Raw genomic sequence first — 16,383 nt, forward strand, 5'->3', positions numbered from 1 at the left:
GAGCCTGTCGACGGACAGTGTCGTTGCCGATAGCGTCGCCATCGGCAGTATCGCGGAGGGCGGCTCGTGAGCGCATTCGAATTTCTGATCAGCTTTTACGGTATCTTGCTCGGCTTGAGCATCGCAGAACTCGCAAGCGGATTTTCGCGCACTTGGGACAAGCGCGCTAGCCAGAAGATCGGCTGGCTCACGCCGCTACTCGGCATGATTATGCTGGCGGATTTGATCAGCTTCTGGACCAACACATGGCTGCTCAAAGACGTCATTGAGGTTGACTATTTCACCGCCCTAGGTGCGGCGGTGGTGACGTTGCTATATTATTTCGCGGCAACGCAGATATTCCCGCGCGAGGGCGCAATGCTCGGGCCGGATGATCATGCGATGGCGCATCGCAAGGTTGTCGTCGTCGCGATGATCGCAAGCAATCTGCTCTTGATGATCGCGCTTAAGATCGTGCTGTCATTAAGCGCGCTCCGGCTTGTCACGGTTGTTTTGACCTATGTGCCGCTTCTGGTGACCTTGCTGTGTGTGGGATGGCTTCGCGACCGCAGATCGGTCCTGCTGGCGATGTCTGCGTGCCTGCCCCTGACGATCGTCTACAAGCCGTTTGCGGACGGCGTTTGGTCCGCGCTGCTCGAACGTGCTGGTTGAGCGAGGCGGCCCCAACCCAACCCAGTGGCGGGTCGCCCAGTCCCCGGACTGGGCTTGGACTGCCGGGGGCAGTCCAACCCGCCACTCCTGAAGGGGAGGGGCTTTTAGAACCTCACGCCGCCATTCGGTCGCAGGGATCGGTGCAGTCCGAGTCCGACAGCCGCTGTTCGAACTCCACCGTCACATCCTCGCCGCCGCGACCCAGCGAGTGGCGGGGAATCGTGCGGCCGGTCGGGCGGAAGCAGAGCTTGCGCAGGACGCGGCCCGATGCCGGATTGTCGGCGAAGTGGCTGGCGGTGAGCGTGGGGACGCGGAGCGTGCGGGCGATGTCGATCACCGCGCGGCCGGCCTCGGTCGCATAGCCGCGACCCCATGCCTGCGGCGCGATCCAGTAGCCGAGTTCGACGCCGCCGGTTTCGACGCGGTCGAGCCCGATGCAGCCGACGATGGGGCTGGTCGCGCCCTCACGCGCGCAGATCAGGAAGACGGGCAGGGCGGTCGCCTTGCGCTCGGTCAGCAGGAACGCCTGGGCGTCGCCCAGACTATAGGGCCATGGCGCACGGCTGAGGTTACGCACCACCTCGTGATGTCCGATCGCGCGCGCGAGTTCGGGCGCATCCTCGATCCAGCCGGGCCGCAGCATCAGTCTTTGCGTTCTTGCGAACATCGACACTCTCCTCGCATCGCGCCGTGGCCCGTTTCGATGACGGGACCGCGACGATTTCGGGTGGAGGGAGCAAAGAAAAAGGGAGACCGGGGTGACCCGTCTCCCTTTTGCGGTCTCCTGTTGGAGACCCGGGTCACCCTGGCGGGCAACCCGAACGGTGCCCAGCTTATTCGGCCGCAGCCGCAATCATTTCTACCGAGCAGAATTTGCGACCGAGCTTGCCGTCGTGGAATCGCACGCGGCCGTCGGTAAGCGCGAACAGCGTGTGATCGCGACCGATGCCGACGTTCGCGCCCGGATAGAAACGGGTGCCGCGCTGACGGACAAGGATGTTGCCGGCAATGGCGACTTCGCCACCGAACTTCTTCACGCCAAGACGCTTGGAATGCGAATCGCGACCGTTGCGCGAAGAGCCGCCTGCTTTCTTATGTGCCATCTCGCGTTACTCCTTACGCTTCCGCGGCCGCCGGGGCATCGCCCTCGGTCGCCTTGGCCTTCGCGGCCTTCTTCTTGGTCTCCTGCGCACCGATGGCGGTGATCTTCAGGATCGTGTGGTTCTGGCGATGGCCGTTCTTGCGGCGATAGTTATGCCGACGGCGCTTCTTGAAGATAACGATCTTCTCGCCCTTTTGCTGAGCGACGATCTCGGCCGAAACGGTCAGCCCGTCGGTCGACTTCAGATCAGAACCTTCGCCAGCGAGCAGCACGTCACCAAGGGTGATCGTCGAGCCGGCTTCACCGTCGAGCTTCTCGACGACGATCTTGTCTCCTGCGGCAACGCGATACTGCTTGCCGCCCGTGCGCACGATAGCGAACATGGGCCTCTTCTCAATTTCAAAAGCATGTGCCCGCGCAGGACAAGCCCGGCGGGAGGAACGGCGCGGTTATGGGATTCGCTGGGGGAAGTCAACCGTTGTTGGGCTTTTGTCCGGGCTTTCGCCCGGAATGCGGCACCGGCCCGCTCCCCCACCCGGCCACCCAACGCCAGTGTATTCTATGGGTGGCCGGGTGGGGGAGCGGCCCGGTGCCGCAGAACGCCTCAGCGTTCTCCAGGCAAACCTAGTGCCGGTGCTCACGCTTGAGCTGATACCGCCCGTCACTCAATTCATCGAACAACCCGCTGATCGCCGGATGCTCGACCGGCTCGTCGCTGTCGTCAGGCACCAGATTCTGCTGGCTGACATAGGCGACATAGCTCGATTCGGAATTTTCGGCGAGCAGGTGGTAGAAAGGCTGGTCCTTGCGCGGGCGGACATCCTCCGGGATCGCGTCATACCATTCGTCGGTATTGGCGAAGACCGGGTCGATATCGAAAATTACCCCGCGAAAATCGAACAGACGGTGCCGGACCACTTCGCCCAGATTGAAGCGCGCATGCGCGACAGGAGGGACGGGGACGCCGGCAGTCGCCAGATCGAGCGGGTCGGAGGCGCGAGTCATGACTGTAATCTAGTGCGCTTTCGCGTCCGCACAAGAAGAGTGCGGCAAGGTGCTTGCAACCCCGCGAACCTTGGTCTAGAGGCGCCCGCTCGACCGGACGGAGCGGCATGCATATGCCCTGCGGACCCCTCGCGGAGAGGTGGCAGAGTGGTCGATCGCGCCGCACTCGAAATGCGGTTTACGGGGAACCGTAACGTGGGTTCGAATCCCACCCTCTCCGCCACTTATTCCTTGAAAATCAAAGCGTTCGCCGCCCGGCAGCCACTGGGGCGTGCCATGGAAAAGGCCGCGCCATCCCCCCGGATAGCGCGGCCCCCTTTTGCCCCACGTGACGAATTGGTGTCAGGCGACGGCGCTGACCGCGCCGGCCGCTTCCTCTGGCTCGCGCAGCACATAGCCGCGGCCCCAGACGGTCTCGATATAATTCTCGCCTTCGCACGCCATGCTGAGCTTCTTGCGCAGCTTGCAGATGAAGACGTCGATGATCTTGAGCTCGGGCTCGTCCATCCCGCCATAGAGGTGGTTGAGGAACATTTCCTTGGTGAGCGTCGTGCCCTTGCGGAGCGAGAGCAGCTCCAGCATCGCATATTCCTTGCCGGTCAGGTGGACGCGGGCGCCATCGACCTCGACGGTCTTGGCATCCAGGTTCACCGCGAGCTTGCCGGTGCGGATGACCGACTGGCTATGCCCCTTGCTGCGGCGCACCACGGCATGGATGCGAGCGATCAGCTCTTCGCGGTGGAAGGGCTTGGTCACATAATCGTCGGCGCCAAAGCCGAACGAGCGGACCTTGCTGTCCATTTCGTTGATGCCGGACAGGATCAGGACCGGAGTTTGTACCCGCGCGACCCGCACCTTCTTCAGCACGTCATAGCCGTGCATGTCGGGGAGGTTCAGGTCGAGCAGGATGATGTCGTAATCATACAGCTTCGCCAGATCGAGGCCTTCTTCGCCCAGATCCGTGGTGTAGACGTTGAACCCCTCGGTCGCGAGCATCAGCTCGATGGCCTTGGCAGTCGTCGGCTCGTCTTCGATCAGCAGCACGCGCATCGGCTGATTTCCCCTGTGCCGGTTGCAGGCCCCCTGTGGCACACAACGCGACTGATTCATTAACCTAAGCTGGAATGAAGGCAAAAGGTTAATTTTTCTCTAACCGGCCTGACTCCACGAGTCGCGGCGTGTACCAGGGCGAGGGGCAACGGACGGGTCTGAACCGATTCGAGCCGAATCCTGTCAAGATCATCATCGCGCGATATAGCCAAAGGTTATAGCCTTGGCTGTTATTTTGCATTTGCTAACAGCGAATATGCGTGATTAATTTCGTGGTTTCCGGCGAAGCCGACACAAAAATGCGCGCCGGATCAAAAGGGGGTTGGGGTATGAAGTTCAAGACCGCATTGTTCGTGACGGCGTGCAGCCTCACGGTTCCGGCATTCGCGCAGGATGCGCCGACTTCGGCGCCTGCGCAGGAAGAGTCGTCCAGCGACCGCGAAATCCTGGTCACCGGGTCGCGGATCAAGCAAGACCCGACCAAGAGCGCGCTGCCGCTGCAGATCATTTCGAACGAGGATTTGACGCGTGAGGGCATTAACAGCCCCGAGCAGCTGATCAGCTTCCTCAGCACCAACGGCAACGGCGCCGACAACCTTGCCGCGAACGGCGACGTGACCAGCGGCGCACAGCGCGGCACCAACGGCCTGTCCGCCGCCAATCTGCGTGGCCAGGGTTCGGCCTCGACGCTGGTGCTGCTCAATGGCCGCCGCGTCGCTGCGCATGGCCTGACCGGGTCGGCGGTCGACGTGAACCAGATCCCGTTCGCCGCGATCGAGCGCGTCGAGATCCTGAAGGACGGTGCGTCGGCGATTTACGGTACCGACGCGATCGGCGGCGTGATCAACTTCATCACCAAGACGAATTTCCAGGGCGTGACCCTCAACGGCTTCACCGACATCACCGAAGAGGGCGACGCCCCGGTCTATCGCGTGTCGGGTACCGTCGGCTATGGCGACCTGAAGGAGCAGGGCTTCAACGTGATGGCCGCCGTCAGCAAGAGCTGGAACGGCGTGCTTTATGGTCGCGACCGCGATTTCGTGAACGGTAACCAGCCCAATCGCGGCCTGTCGATCGACACGCGCGGTACGCCGATCGCAACTGCGTTCGCGATCAACCCGACTGCGGCGGGCGTCGGCATCACGCAGGGCGGCACGCTGCTCGGCAGCGCCTCCAGCACGGCAGCAGGCGGCGGCTTCTATCTGCCGGGCTTGACCTTCCCCGGCGGCACCCAGCGCGCCGATGGCGGCATCAATATCCTCGATCTGCCGGGCGGGGCGGGGTGCGACTCGTTCGACGGCGGCATGGCGTATGACGAAGTGCTGTGGGCGGTGCCGGGCGCGCGCTATGCCTGCGCCTACGACACCGGCCGCGCCGCCGTGCTGCAGCAGCCGATCGACACGCTGACCTATTATGGCCGCGCGACGGTTGCGCTCGGTGCGCATCGCATCTCCGCCGAAGTAACGGGGTCGCAGGCGAACTCGGCCAAGCGCTTCTCGGAGAACCAGTATTCGTCGAACAACACGTCGCTGCCGATCGCGTTTCCGCTCAATTCGCTGACGGCGGCGACGTATAACGACGTGTATGATCGCATCGCTTCGGTGTTCCCCGCGATCGGTGCGCCGGGCGACCGCACGGTGGACGCCGTCGGTAACTATGGCCGGCCGATCGCGTTCCGCTATCGCTGCATCGATTGCGGTCGCCGTGACTATACGACAGAGACCAAGACGTTCCGCGCGGCGATCGGCGCCGAAGGTCCGATCGGCGCCGGTTTCGACTATCGCATCGGCGCATCCTATGCCCGCAGCGAGTCCGCGTCGGTGCTGGGCGGCGGCTATCATTACACGGGCGTGTTCACGACGACCTCCGCCACTGCCGCAGGCAGCACGTCGGGCGTCCCCGGTGCAGTCGTCGGCGGGGCGGACTCGCGCGCGCCGACCGCTCCCGGCGCGAGCGCACCGGGCATTGTCGGCCTGTTCAACAGCGGCATCCTCAATCCGTTCTCGCTGACCCAGTCGGCTGCGGCGATGGCGGCGTTGGATGCCGTCTCGGCGCGCGGGACCGCGCTGTATTCGGGCAAATATGAGGTGAAGCAGGCCGATCTGTCGATCTCCGGCCCCTTGTTCGCGATCTGGGGCGGTGATGTGCAGATGGCGGCAGGCGTCGACTATCGCCGCGAGGAATATGGTTTCAACGGGTCGTCGGCGGCCTCCCTTGGCTCCCCGGCGATCTTCAACGCGGCGTTCGACAATGCCAATGCGCTGACGCCCAAGACCCGCGACGTGAAGGCGGCCTATGCCGAGATCCTCATCCCGCTCCACGAGATGCTCGAGGTGCGGGGTGCGGTGCGCGTCGATGATTATACCGGCTTTGGCACGACCACCAATCCGAAGATTTCGGCGAAGTTCCAGCCGTTCGACTGGCTGATGTTCCGCGGATCGTTCAACACCGGCTTCCGCGTCCCGAGCTTCAACCAGATCTTCAATGGCGTGACGATCTCGCCCAACCCGGGCAACTCGCGCTACGACCCGACGACGTGCACGGCGGGCCGGGTAGACTCGACGATTCCGGGTTGTGCCGCAATCACGCCCGAAACGCAGACCGGTGGCAATTTGAACCTCGGCCCGGAAACGTCGGAGCAGTATAGCGGCGGTGTCGTGTTCCGTCCGATGGCCCGGTTCAGCGCGTCGGTGGATTTCTGGAGCATTGCGGTCGACAATACGATCGGGTCGCTGACGATCGATCAGCTGCTGTTCAACCAGTCGCTGTTCCCCGATCGCGTGATCCGGGCCGGCGGTGCGGGGACGCCGATCACGTTGCTTGACCTGCGCGCCGACAATATCGGATCACGGCGCACCCAGGGCCTCGAAGTCTCGCTGCGTGGCGGCACCGACCTGTTCGGCGGTGTGCTGACGGCTGGCCTCGACGGCACGCGCCTGCTCAAGAAGCGCGAGCGGTTCCTGCCCACCTCGCCTTATGGTCCCAGCCTGATCGGGCGCTTCACCTATGCCGGCGACCTCGGCCTCAAGTGGAAGCACAATGCCTATATCACCTGGACCAACGAGGACCTGACGTTCAGCCTCTCGCAGATCTATCGCGACGGCTACACCAACAATGCGCTGCCCGCTTCGGCGACGCGGCCCGAGTATAATGCGACGGTCGACAGCTACACGCTGTACAATTTTGCCGCGACGGTGCGCGTGCAGAAGGGGTTCACGATGACGATGGGTGTCCGCAACATCTTCGACACCGACCCGCCCTTCGCAATCACCTATGACTCGAACACCGGGGCGGGCAGCTCGTGGGAGCCGCGCGTCGCGGATCCGCGCGGCCGTTCGTTCACCTTCTCGACCCAGGTGAATTTCTAAAACCGGGTATCACTGACCCAAGCAAGGGGCCGGTCCGCAGCGATGCGGGCCGGCCCTTTGTGTTTGAGGCGGCTAAACCCGCGTGCAGAGGTTGCGGAAACGCTGGGACAGGAAGTCGATCACCAGTTCGACCCGCGCGGGGCGCAGGGTGCTGGGCGGGGTGAGCAGGTGGAGCGCAATGTTCATCGGCGACCAGTCGGCAAGGATCTCGACGAGGCGACCGTCGGCGAGTTCGCGGTCGATGATGAAGTCGGGCAAGCGGGCGATGCCAAGCCCGGCGAGCAAGGCCGGCATCATCGCGTCGCCATTGTCGGTGATCAGCGGCCCGGCAGGGCGCACTGCCGCTTCCTCGCCATCGGCCTTGCGAAACTGCCACGCGCCGATCGCATTGGCGTAGAGGAAGCAGGCATGGTGCGCGAGGTCGGCGGGATGGCGCGGCGTTCCGTGCTGCGCGATATAGGCGGGGGCGGCGACGACGCGCGACTGGACCGGCGCGAGGCGGCGGGCGCGTAACGAGCTGTCGGGCAGGTCAGCGATGCGCAGGGCGATGTCATAGCCGTCGGCGACGATATCCACCCGCGCATCCGACAGGCGCAGGTCGATCTGGATGCCGGGATGTTCGGTGAGCAGGTCGGCGATGGCATCGGCGACGAAGCGGATGCCGAAGGTGATCGGCGCCGCGATGCGGACGAGGCCCGATGGCGCCTTGGCGGAATCGATCGCGGCTTCTTCCGCCGCCTGCGCTTCGGCGAGGATGCGTCCGGCGCGTTCGGCGAGTGCGGTGCCGCTGTCGGTCAGCGTCAGGCGGCGCGAGGTGCGGTGGAACAATGCGGTGCCGAGTTGCGCCTCGAGCCGGGCGATCGCCTTGGACACGGTGGCCTTGCTCACCCCGATCGCGGCGGCCGCGCCGCTGAACGAGCGATGCTCGACCACACAGGCGAAGATCGCCCAGGCTTCGAAATCGGGCAGGCGCATCGTTGGAACTCCCAAGTGACCCACCCTGTATAAACCCGAAACGATCTGTTTCAAACGTTTCCATTTACGCGTCGGACGCCGTGCCTATCTTGGACCTCAAGCAAGGAGGTTCCCATGATCGACAAACGCACGTTCGAAAGTCTGGGCCATGCCGATCACGGGTGGCTCAATGCCCGTCACCATTTCAGCTTCGCGAATTACTATGATCCCGCCCGCATGGGCTGGGGGGCGATCCGCGTGTGGAATGACGATGAGATCGGCCCGAACAGCGGCTTTCCGCCGCACCCGCACAAGGACATGGAGATCATCACCTATGTCCGCACCGGCGCGATCACGCATCAGGACTCGATGGGCAATACCGGCAAGACCGGGGCCGGCGACGTCCAGGTGATGAGCGCGGGCACCGGGGTGCGGCACGCTGAATATAATCTGGAATCCGAGACGACGACGCTGTTCCAGATCTGGATCATGCCCCGCGCCGGTGGCGGCGCGCCGAGCTGGGGCGCCAAGCCGTTCCCCAAGGGCGAGCGTTCGGGCAAGTTCGTGACGCTGGCGAGCGGCTTTGCCGAGGACAGCGACGCGCTGCCGATCCGCGCCGATGCCCGCGTGCTCGGCGCGACGATCAAGGCCGGCGAGAGCGTGACGCACAGCGTCGGCGAGGGGCGGCATGCCTATCTCGTCCCCGCGGTCGGCAAGATCACCATCGCCCCCGGCTCGGAGGCCGGGGCAGGCGCCCGGCCCTTCAACGCCCGCGATGGCGCCGCGCTGAGCGGTGGCCAGACGGTCACGATCACCGCGATCGAGGATGCCGAAATCGTCCTGGTCGATTCCGACTGAACAGCCCCCCCGGAGCGGTCCGCTTACCTCCCCCTCCCAAGGCGGGCCGCTCCACCCCTTTTTCTAGAAACTCCCCCCCGCTTGCGGGAGGGGCTGGGGGAGGGCGTGTCCGCCCCCTCCCGAACATTCCCTCCCCCGACCCCTCCCGCAAGCGGGAGGGGGGACTTTCAGGAGAACTTAAATGACCAAGGTTCTGGTGCTCTATTACTCGTCCTATGGCCATATCGAGGCGATGGCCGAAGCGGTTGCCGAAGGCGCACGCTCGGCTGGCGCGACCGTCGATATCCGCCGCGTTCCCGAAACCGCGCCCGAGGCGGTGGTCAAGGCCGCCGGCTTCAAGGCCGACAGCGCCCACCCGCTAATCGATGGCCCCGACGCGCTGAAGGATTATGACGCGATCATCGTCGGCTCGCCGACCCGCTTTGGCCGGATGGCGAGCCAGATGGCGGCGTTTTGGGATACTGCGGGTGGCGTGTGGTATCAGGGCGCGCTGCACGGCAAGGTCGGCGGTGCGTTCACGTCGAGCGCGACCCAGCATGGCGGCAACGAGACCACGCTGTTCAGCATCATCACCAATTTGCTGCACTTCGGCCTGACCATCGTCGGTCTGGACTATGGCCATTCCGACCAGGGCAAGATCGACGAAGTGCTGGGCGGCGCACCCTATGGCGCGACCACCGTCGCGGGCGGCGATGGCAGCCGCATGCCGAGCGCGATCGATCTGGCGGGCGCACGCTATCAGGGCAAGCGCATTGCCGAGGTCGCGACCAAGCTGATCGCGTAATGCCAGCCCGGGCGGGGCAGATGGCCCCGCCCCGGGCAACTCGATGATTGCAACTGTGCGCGCTCCCGCCCAAAGCGGGCGCATGATCCAGGATCACGTACTCTTCATCGACGGCGAAGCGCTGATCATCGACAAGCCTGCCGGGCTTCCGGTCGATCCGCCGCGCGACGGGTCGATCAGCCTTGAAAATCACCTCGGCAATCTGACCTTCGGGTTTCAGCGCTGGCCGACGCCGGTCCACCGGCTCGACCGCGACACCAGCGGGTGCCTGTTGCTGGCGCGCAATCCCAAGGCGCATGCGCGGTTCCAGCAGGCGTTCGAGGCGGGGCAGGTGACAAAGCGCTATCTGGCGGTGATCGATGGCATCCCGGATGCGCCGTCGGGGATGATCGATCTGCCGCTGATCAAGATTTCGAGCGCCGAGCGCGGCTGGCGAATGACCGGAAGCCCGAATGGCAAGGCGGCGCGGACGCGCTGGCGGATGCTGGCCCAGAAGGACGGGCGCGCGTTCATCGCATTCTATCCCGAAACCGGGCGCACGCATCAGATCCGCGTCCATGCCGCCGAGGGGCTGGGCTTTCCGATCACCGGGGACCCGGTTTACGGCGTCGCCAACGGGCGCAAGATGATGCTCCACGCCGCGCAGCTGACCGTGCCGCGACCGGGCAAGCCCGACATTCATGCCGAGGCGCCGACCCCGGATTCGTTCCGCGCGTTCGGCTTTGCGGGCGGGCAGCCTCAGGACGATCTGGGCGACGATGCCGGCTGAACTGCCCGAGGCGGCGATCGTCGAGGAAAAGTTCCTCGCCGCGTCGGGGCCGGGCGGGCAGAATGTCAACAAGGTCGCGACCGCGGTGCAGCTGCGCATCAACGTATTTGCACTCGGACTGCCGCCCTATGCCTATGCCAAGTTCAAGGAGCTGGCGGGGAGCCGGATGACGTCGGGCGGCGAGCTGGTGGTCACCGCGCGCAAGTTCAGAACGCAGGATGCCAATCGCGAAGATGCCCGTGCGCGGGTAGTTGAGCTGATCGACAAGGCGCTGGAGCGGCAGGTGCGGCGGATCAAGACCAAGCCTGGCAAGGCGGCCAAGGCACGGCGCGTGGACGAGAAAAAGGGGCGGTCCGCGATCAAGGCGGGGCGGGGCAGGGTCCAGCTCGATTGATCATCTCGCGCAACGATCCCCCGGCGCGGTGCGTTGGCACGGGATGATCCGACTGACCCTGATACTGCCGCTCGTCCTCGTCGCCGCCTGTTCGCAGGAACCGGCGCTGGACGATATGACCCAGAATAATGCGCAGGAAATGGAGCCGTTGAGCCTGCCCGATCCGGTCGAGCCACGCCCGACTGCGACCGCCGCCACCGACACCATTCCCGCCCCGTTTCAGGGCGCGTGGAGCGCCAAGGCCAGCGATTGCGGCAAGGGGGGCGACGTCACCCGGCTGACGATCGCGCCCGCAGAACTGCGCTTCTACGAAAGCAGCGCCAGCGTGACCGGGGTGACGGGCACGGGGCAGGAAATCCGGGTTGCGGCGCGCTATACCGGTGAGGGCGAGACGTGGGAGGCGACGCGGACCTTTACGCTGTCCGCTAATGGCAACAGCCTGATGTCGGACGGGATGACGCGGGTGCGGTGTCCTTAGACTCAAATCCTCGCCGTCACCCCCGCGAAAGCGGAGGCCCATCTCGTGCGCGTTTCACACTCGAATCGGTGCTGTGTGTGGGCAGTCCGGGAGATGGGCCCCCGCTTTCGCGGGGGTGACGATCAGGGGGGGGCTTGTCGAAGTTCGCTGAACACGCCACCTGCGGCGCATGTACAGCTTCGACATTGCCGCCGGGTCCAAGACCGAACTTTATCGCGATCTCCACGCCGCGCTCGATGCGCTGACGGCGGGGGAGCCTGACGCGATCGCTAATATGGCGAACGCCGCGTCGTTGATCGGCCAGTATTTGCCCGACCTTAACTGGGCGGGATTCTACCGGAATGTCGGCGGGGAACTGGTGCTCGGGCCGTTTCAGGGCAAGGCGGCGTGTATCCGCATTCCGTTCGGCCGGGGCGTGTGCGGCGCGGCGGCGGCGACGCGCGAGACGCAGCTGGTCGAGGACGTCCATGCGTTTCCGGGGCACATCGCCTGCGACGCGGCGAGCAATGCCGAGCTGGTCGTGCCGATCGTGCATGACGGCGAATTGATCGGCGTGCTCGACCTCGACAGCCCGGTCACTGGCCGGTTTGATGCCGAGGATGCGGCGGGGTGTGAGGCGCTGATGGCGTTACTCGCTCCCCGACTTGTCAGCTGACCCGGATCGGGACTCTCTTAACCATCCGCCGTGGTAGGAAGTCGGCGCGGGTAATGTTAAGAACCTGTTAAGAGGTGCGGTCCTTCTTGCCCGCTTGAGTGGTCGCACGTCACCAGAACAGTGAGTCCAGCCGATGCGTGCCCTGACCCTCGCCACTTTGTCGATTGCCGCACTTGCGGTTGCAACCCCAGCAGATGCGCAGCGCGTATGGCGCGATGGGCAATGGGCTCAGCGCGATCGCGAGCCGGCGCGCTATCCGGCGCGCTCGGTCCCTGCGACGCGGATCGATCCGCCGCGCGCCACCCCGCATGGCGGCCGCTGGGGCCCGATGGTCGGTGGACGCTGGCACGCCGGGACGCGCGCGCCGGGTGGGTGGAGCGCCTATCGCCGCCCCGTGCGCGGCTGGACGCTGCCGAGCTATTGGGTTGGTGGTGGCTTCTGGATCGATGACTGGTCGAACTGGGGGCTGAGCCGCCCGGCACATGGCTATGGCTGGCTGCGTTACTATGACGATGCCGTGCTGGCCGACCGCAATGGGCGGGTTTGGGATTCGGTGAGCGGGCTCGACTGGAGCGGCGGCGGCGGTGGTTCGGCCACGGCCTATGCCGGTGGCGGCTATGCCTCGGCGGCTGGCGGCGGTGGCGGCGGCGGTTATGGCGCGGGCTACGCGGCTCCGGACTATGAGGATGAGGATTACGAGGACGAGCGCCCCGCGCGGCGATCGATCCCCGCACAGCGGTACCCGGGGGGGTATGCCCCGCCGTCCTGCGCTAACCCATGCGGTGCGCAGGGCGGCGGCTACGCCCGCGGTTATTATGGTGGCGGCTATTACATGGCCGGGCCGACAGTGACGACGATCGTGATCCAGTCGGGCGCGACCACGACGACCACTGTTACCGAAGAGGTGATCGAGGAGGTCGAGCAAGTCCGCACCTATCGCGCGCCGGTGAAGACCGTGCGGCGCTATCCGAGCAAGACGGTGCGGCGTTCGACCAAGGATTGCTGCCGGTAAGTTGCGTCGCCCCGGCGCAGGCCGGGGCCGCCAAGTTTAGCGGGATTCCCTCACCCCTGGGCGGCCCCGGCCTGCGCCGGGGCGACGATTTGGGGTCAGTTCCGTGGCGGCCTTGTCCCGAACGTCACGATGCTCTCGCTGCCATCCGCCGCGACTGCCGACACACCGATGAAGTGGTCATCGACTACCACATCCTTCAGCACCGTCTCGGTCCGCCCGGCGACGCCGCGCACGTCGGTCCAGTTCGGCGTGTCGTTGCGGCGCCAATAGACCTTGTAGCCGCGCGCACCGGGGACGGCGTTCCAGCGCACCTTGGTATCCGCGCTCACCGCGCCGTCGAGCACCACGCCTGAGGGGGCTGATGGCGCATTGGCGAGGCGGCGGATCGTGGCGATGTTAAGCGCGGTGACCTTCGCCAGATAGGGGAAGTCCATCTTGTCGACCGTGTCGCCATAGACGCGGCCCTGCTCGGTGCGCAGGTCCTGATGCTGCTGGTCGTAATTCTCGGCAGCGACCGAGAAACGGATCGCGGGATAGCCGAGGCGCAGGAACGGCTCGTGATCGCCGCCGCGTCCGAAGCGGTCGGGGCGGCGGACGACGAACACATCGAGCGCGTCCTTGTCCGACTCGCGCATTCCATCCGCGACCTTGTCGATCGCCTTGGCGAGCGCGCGGCTGGGGCCGTCATCCTCGCCGCCATCGCCGCGTCGGCCGATCTGGCCGGGCAGGTCTTCCGACGCGCGAATGCCTTCGGAGAAGACACGCACGCGATCGGCGACGCGCACGCCGTTCTGGCCGACGGTGTTGCCGACAATGTCGTTGTTGAGGACGGCGATGACTTCCCAGCCGCGCTCCTTCGCGGTTTCGGCGAGCAACGTGCCGCCCCACAAGCCCTGCTCCTCACCCGACAGCAGCGCATAGACGATCGTTGCCTTGAGCTTGTGCTTCGACAGGACGCGTGCCGCCTCGATCACCAGGGCGGTGCCCGATGCGTCGTCATTCGCGCCGGGGGCGTCGCTGGTGAAGTCCATCACGTCGCTGACGCGCGAATCGATATGGCCCTGGACGATGACGACGCGCTTGGGATCTTCGCCTTGCTGGAAGCCGAGGACGTTGACGACTTCGACCCCGTTCGGCGCGCGCGGGCCGGTGAAGGTGCGGCCGATCCGCGCGACGGTGATGCAATTGCCGCACGCCGCGCCGATCCGGTCGAGCTCCTCCGCGCCCCATTTGCGCGCCGCGCCGATGCCGCGCACGGGGTCTTCGGGGGAGGAGAGGGTGTGGCGCGTGCCGAAGCTGACCAGCTTTTCGACATCGGCCTTGAGCCGCTCGGGGCTCGGCGCTTCGACGGACTTTTGCTGGGCGGCGGCGGGGGCTGCGATCAGCAGCGTGGACAGGAAGATGGTGCGCATAGATCCTCAGCTTAGCCGGTCGATCGCCTCGCGGTCGAGGCTCCCCGGGATGATCATCAGCGGCACGGGCAGGATCGCCATGTCGCCGCTGGTAAAGTGGGTGACGATCGGGCCAGGCTTGCCGCCGACGGCAGCGCCGAGCACGAGCGCGGCGATCTGTGGATTCGCCTCGATCATCTCGCGGATGACCGTGGGGCCGTCGCCTTCGACTACGGTGATGCTGGGTTTGAGCCCCGATTCCTGGATCAGCGTGCCCGCCGCGCCCGCGACCAGCGCTTCGGCGCGTTGCCGCCCCTCTTCCTCGATCGTCGCCATCACGCCGCCCCACTGGACGAAGTCGGGCTTGGGAATCAGCGCGAGAATCTCGACCCCGCCGCCGGTCTTGACCGCGCGGCGCGCGGCGAAGCGGAGCGCGATCTGCGCCTCGGGGCTTTCGTCGACCACGACCAGATAGGTACGCATGAAACCAGTTCCCCCCTCCGTAGGTGACAGGTGGTGACGCGTCGCGGTCTCGAGCGCAAGGGGCGGGGTTGACCCAAGCCGTTCATCGCGCAAGGAGGGCGCGAGAACCCACCCCATATCACGACAGGATCCTCCCCACCCATGTCGATCGAAATCAAGATGCCCGCTTTGTCCCCGACGATGGAGGAGGGCACGCTCGCCAAATGGCTGGTGAAAGAAGGCGATACGGTCAAAGCCGGCGACCTGATGGCCGAGATCGAGACCGACAAGGCGACGATGGAGTTCGAGGCGGTCGATGAGGGCGTGATCGCCAAGATCGTCATTGCCGAGGGCACGGACGGGGTGAAGGTCGGCACCGTCATTGCGGTGCTGGCGGCCGAGGGCGAGGATGCCGCGTCGGTTTCCGCGCCAAAGGCTGAGGCTCCCAAGGCAGAAGCGCCCAAAGCCGAGGCTGCTCCGGCGCCTGCCGCTGCGCCTGCGCCCACTCCGGCGGCTGCGCCAAAGGCTGACGGCGATCGCGTCAAGGCGAGCCCGTTGGCGCGCCGCATCGCCGCCGAAAAGGGCGTTGACCTGTCGGGCGTCGCTGGTTCCGGCCCGAACGGCCGCATCGTCAAGGCCGATGTCGCCGACGCGAAGGCCGGTGCTGCCCTTGCGCCCAAGGCTGCCGAAGCGCCTGCCGCCGCTGCTGCATCGGCTCCGGCCGCGGCTCCGGCATCGGTATGGTATGACGAGAGCATCCCGCACGAGGTCGAGAAGCTCAGCAACATCCGCAAGACGATCGCGCGCCGCCTGACCGAGGCGAAGCAGACGATCCCGCACATCTATCTGACCGTCGACATCCAGCTCGACGCGCTGCTCAAGCTGCGCGGCCAGCTCAACAAGAGCCTCGAAGGGCGCGGCGTGAAGCTGTCGGTCAACGACATGCTGATCAAGGCGCTCGCGGTCGCGCTGGTGCAGGTGCCCAAGTGCAACGTGACCTATGCCGGCGACAAGCTGGTCAAGTACAGCCGCGCCGACATTTCGGTCGCGGTGTCGACGCCGACTGGCCTGATCACCCCGATCATCCGCGACGCGGCGAATATCGGCCTCGCGTCGATCTCGACCCAGATGAAGGAGCTTGGCCAGCGCGCCAAGGAAGGCAAGCTCCAGCCGCACGAATATCAGGGCGGCACCGCCAGCATTTCGAACATGGGCATGTTCGGGATCAAGCAGTTCGACGCCGTCATCAACCCGCCCCAGGCGATGATCCTGGCGGTCGGCGCGGGCGAGAAGCGTCCGTACATCGTCGATGATGCGCTGGGCGTGGCGACGGTGATGTCGGCGACCGGCAGCTTCGATCACCGCGCAGTGGACGGGGCCGATGGCGCCGAGCTGATGAAGGTCCTCAAGGCGCTGATCGAATCGCCCATGGGCCTGCTGGCCTGAGCGC

18 protein-coding genes and 1 tRNA gene are annotated in these 16,383 nt (G+C 65.6%); 11 read left to right on the forward strand and 8 right to left on the reverse strand.

Translation table 11 applies throughout. The features are described 5' to 3' along the window. The first annotated feature begins 66 nt into the window (after nucleotides 1–66). The gene (locus VGN66_RS08435) at nucleotides 67–651 is read left to right on the forward strand and encodes a hypothetical protein (RefSeq protein ID WP_327518388.1); all 585 of its coding nucleotides are present in this window, start codon (nucleotides 67–69) and stop codon (nucleotides 649–651) included. A 112-nt stretch (nucleotides 652–763) separates the two neighbouring features. Here VGN66_RS08435 and VGN66_RS08440 read toward each other — a convergent pair whose 3' ends face one another. The 4 genes from VGN66_RS08440 to hspQ all read right to left on the reverse strand — a co-directional run bounded on the left by VGN66_RS08440 (nucleotide 764) and on the right by hspQ (nucleotide 2,758). Beyond that, nucleotides 764–1,318, reverse strand: coding sequence for a GNAT family N-acetyltransferase (locus VGN66_RS08440; RefSeq protein ID WP_327518389.1), 555 nt, complete (start codon nucleotides 1,316–1,318; stop codon nucleotides 764–766). 166 nt (nucleotides 1,319–1,484) lie between these two features. Beyond that, nucleotides 1,485–1,754: a 50S ribosomal protein L27 gene (gene rpmA / locus VGN66_RS08445; protein WP_327518390.1), complete on the reverse strand. Its 270-nt coding sequence runs from the start codon at nucleotides 1,752–1,754 to the stop codon at nucleotides 1,485–1,487. A 13-nt stretch (nucleotides 1,755–1,767) separates the two neighbouring features. Further along, a complete protein-coding gene (gene rplU, locus VGN66_RS08450) occupies nucleotides 1,768–2,136 on the reverse strand; it encodes a 50S ribosomal protein L21 (RefSeq protein ID WP_224923515.1) in 369 nt (122 codons plus the stop codon). A 241-nt stretch (nucleotides 2,137–2,377) separates the two neighbouring features. Next, on the reverse strand, nucleotides 2,378–2,758 hold the full coding sequence (gene hspQ, locus VGN66_RS08455) for a heat shock protein HspQ (RefSeq protein ID WP_327518391.1): 381 nt from the start codon (nucleotides 2,756–2,758) through the stop codon (nucleotides 2,378–2,380). Nucleotides 2,759–2,891: 133 nt separating this feature from the next. On the opposite strand from hspQ, the gene VGN66_RS08460 reads away from it, so the two are divergent. Next, nucleotides 2,892–2,981: transfer RNA gene (locus VGN66_RS08460), tRNA-Ser, on the forward strand. 119 nt (nucleotides 2,982–3,100) lie between these two features. On the opposite strand, the gene ctrA is transcribed toward VGN66_RS08460, so the two are convergent. Continuing rightward, the gene (gene ctrA, locus VGN66_RS08465) at nucleotides 3,101–3,808 is read right to left on the reverse strand and encodes a response regulator transcription factor CtrA (protein ID WP_224920516.1); all 708 of its coding nucleotides are present in this window, start codon (nucleotides 3,806–3,808) and stop codon (nucleotides 3,101–3,103) included. Between the two features lie 329 nt (nucleotides 3,809–4,137). Here ctrA and VGN66_RS08470 point away from each other — a divergent pair, with 329 nt between their 5' ends. Continuing rightward, nucleotides 4,138–7,176, forward strand: coding sequence for a TonB-dependent receptor domain-containing protein (locus VGN66_RS08470; protein ID WP_327518392.1), 3,039 nt, complete (start codon nucleotides 4,138–4,140; stop codon nucleotides 7,174–7,176). A 72-nt stretch (nucleotides 7,177–7,248) separates the two neighbouring features. Here the strand turns inward: VGN66_RS08470 and VGN66_RS08475 are convergent, their stop codons facing one another. Then, nucleotides 7,249–8,151 (reverse strand): LysR family transcriptional regulator, encoded by a 903-nt coding sequence (locus tag VGN66_RS08475; protein WP_327518393.1) that lies wholly within the window; start codon nucleotides 8,149–8,151, stop codon nucleotides 7,249–7,251. 114 nt (nucleotides 8,152–8,265) lie between these two features. On the opposite strand from VGN66_RS08475, the gene VGN66_RS08480 reads away from it, so the two are divergent. The 7 genes from VGN66_RS08480 to VGN66_RS08510 all read left to right on the forward strand — a co-directional run bounded on the left by VGN66_RS08480 (nucleotide 8,266) and on the right by VGN66_RS08510 (nucleotide 13,080). Next, nucleotides 8,266–8,988, forward strand: a complete 723-nt coding sequence (locus VGN66_RS08480) for a pirin family protein (RefSeq protein WP_327518394.1) — start codon at nucleotides 8,266–8,268, stop codon at nucleotides 8,986–8,988. A 181-nt stretch (nucleotides 8,989–9,169) separates the two neighbouring features. Beyond that, entirely contained in the window at nucleotides 9,170–9,772 is a 603-nt protein-coding gene (gene wrbA / locus VGN66_RS08485) for an NAD(P)H:quinone oxidoreductase (RefSeq protein ID WP_224920520.1), read from the forward strand. An 82-nt stretch (nucleotides 9,773–9,854) separates the two neighbouring features. Continuing rightward, the gene (locus VGN66_RS08490) at nucleotides 9,855–10,541 is read left to right on the forward strand and encodes an RluA family pseudouridine synthase (protein WP_224920522.1); all 687 of its coding nucleotides are present in this window, start codon (nucleotides 9,855–9,857) and stop codon (nucleotides 10,539–10,541) included. Then, complete coding sequence (gene arfB, locus VGN66_RS08495; protein ID WP_327518395.1) at nucleotides 10,531–10,935, forward strand: alternative ribosome rescue aminoacyl-tRNA hydrolase ArfB; 405 nt, start codon at nucleotides 10,531–10,533, stop codon at nucleotides 10,933–10,935. The genes VGN66_RS08490 and arfB overlap by 11 nt, the downstream gene beginning before the upstream one ends. Nucleotides 10,936–10,978: 43 nt before the next feature. Continuing rightward, nucleotides 10,979–11,413, forward strand: coding sequence for a hypothetical protein (locus tag VGN66_RS08500; protein ID WP_327518396.1), 435 nt, complete (start codon nucleotides 10,979–10,981; stop codon nucleotides 11,411–11,413). 169 nt (nucleotides 11,414–11,582) lie between these two features. Continuing rightward, nucleotides 11,583–12,068, forward strand: a complete 486-nt coding sequence (locus VGN66_RS08505; protein ID WP_327518397.1) for a GAF domain-containing protein — start codon at nucleotides 11,583–11,585, stop codon at nucleotides 12,066–12,068. A gap of 133 nt (nucleotides 12,069–12,201) precedes the next feature. Further along, nucleotides 12,202–13,080 (forward strand): RcnB family protein, encoded by an 879-nt coding sequence (locus VGN66_RS08510; protein WP_327518398.1) that lies wholly within the window; start codon nucleotides 12,202–12,204, stop codon nucleotides 13,078–13,080. 95 nt (nucleotides 13,081–13,175) lie between these two features. Here VGN66_RS08510 and VGN66_RS08515 read toward each other — a convergent pair whose 3' ends face one another. Continuing rightward, the gene (locus VGN66_RS08515; RefSeq protein ID WP_327518399.1) at nucleotides 13,176–14,492 is read right to left on the reverse strand and encodes a M28 family metallopeptidase; all 1,317 of its coding nucleotides are present in this window, start codon (nucleotides 14,490–14,492) and stop codon (nucleotides 13,176–13,178) included. A 6-nt stretch (nucleotides 14,493–14,498) separates the two neighbouring features. Then, a complete protein-coding gene (locus VGN66_RS08520; RefSeq protein ID WP_327518400.1) occupies nucleotides 14,499–14,954 on the reverse strand; it encodes a universal stress protein in 456 nt (151 codons plus the stop codon). Nucleotides 14,955–15,095: 141 nt separating this feature from the next. Here VGN66_RS08520 and VGN66_RS08525 point away from each other — a divergent pair, with 141 nt between their 5' ends. Continuing rightward, the gene (locus tag VGN66_RS08525; protein ID WP_327518401.1) at nucleotides 15,096–16,379 is read left to right on the forward strand and encodes a pyruvate dehydrogenase complex dihydrolipoamide acetyltransferase; all 1,284 of its coding nucleotides are present in this window, start codon (nucleotides 15,096–15,098) and stop codon (nucleotides 16,377–16,379) included. The last annotated feature ends 4 nt before the right edge of the window (nucleotides 16,380–16,383 follow it).

This window comes from Sphingomonas sp. (genome assembly GCF_035998645.1).
In the GTDB taxonomy this organism is placed as follows: domain Bacteria; phylum Pseudomonadota; class Alphaproteobacteria; order Sphingomonadales; family Sphingomonadaceae; genus Sphingomonas.

Excerpts from the sequence above, each read along its gene's own strand:
- VGN66_RS08440 (WP_327518389.1), bottom strand. The coding sequence starts at position 1,318 with ATGTTCGCAAGAACGCAAAGACTGATGCTGCGGCCCGGCTGGATCGAG.
- rpmA (WP_327518390.1), bottom strand. The coding sequence starts at position 1,754 with ATGGCACATAAGAAAGCAGGCGGCTCTTCGCGCAACGGTCGCGATTCG.
- rplU (WP_224923515.1), bottom strand. The coding sequence starts at position 2,136 with ATGTTCGCTATCGTGCGCACGGGCGGCAAGCAGTATCGCGTTGCCGCA.
- hspQ (WP_327518391.1), bottom strand. The coding sequence starts at position 2,758 with ATGACTCGCGCCTCCGACCCGCTCGATCTGGCGACTGCCGGCGTCCCC.
- ctrA (WP_224920516.1), bottom strand. The coding sequence starts at position 3,808 with ATGCGCGTGCTGCTGATCGAAGACGAGCCGACGACTGCCAAGGCCATC.
- VGN66_RS08470 (WP_327518392.1), top strand. The coding sequence starts at position 4,138 with ATGAAGTTCAAGACCGCATTGTTCGTGACGGCGTGCAGCCTCACGGTT.
- VGN66_RS08475 (WP_327518393.1), bottom strand. The coding sequence starts at position 8,151 with ATGCGCCTGCCCGATTTCGAAGCCTGGGCGATCTTCGCCTGTGTGGTC.
- VGN66_RS08480 (WP_327518394.1), top strand. The coding sequence starts at position 8,266 with ATGATCGACAAACGCACGTTCGAAAGTCTGGGCCATGCCGATCACGGG.
- wrbA (WP_224920520.1), top strand. The coding sequence starts at position 9,170 with ATGACCAAGGTTCTGGTGCTCTATTACTCGTCCTATGGCCATATCGAG.
- VGN66_RS08490 (WP_224920522.1), top strand. The coding sequence starts at position 9,855 with ATGATCCAGGATCACGTACTCTTCATCGACGGCGAAGCGCTGATCATC.
- arfB (WP_327518395.1), top strand. The coding sequence starts at position 10,531 with ATGCCGGCTGAACTGCCCGAGGCGGCGATCGTCGAGGAAAAGTTCCTC.
- VGN66_RS08500 (WP_327518396.1), top strand. The coding sequence starts at position 10,979 with ATGATCCGACTGACCCTGATACTGCCGCTCGTCCTCGTCGCCGCCTGT.
- VGN66_RS08505 (WP_327518397.1), top strand. The coding sequence starts at position 11,583 with ATGTACAGCTTCGACATTGCCGCCGGGTCCAAGACCGAACTTTATCGC.
- VGN66_RS08510 (WP_327518398.1), top strand. The coding sequence starts at position 12,202 with ATGCGTGCCCTGACCCTCGCCACTTTGTCGATTGCCGCACTTGCGGTT.
- VGN66_RS08515 (WP_327518399.1), bottom strand. The coding sequence starts at position 14,492 with ATGCGCACCATCTTCCTGTCCACGCTGCTGATCGCAGCCCCCGCCGCC.
- VGN66_RS08520 (WP_327518400.1), bottom strand. The coding sequence starts at position 14,954 with ATGCGTACCTATCTGGTCGTGGTCGACGAAAGCCCCGAGGCGCAGATC.
- VGN66_RS08525 (WP_327518401.1), top strand. The coding sequence starts at position 15,096 with ATGTCGATCGAAATCAAGATGCCCGCTTTGTCCCCGACGATGGAGGAG.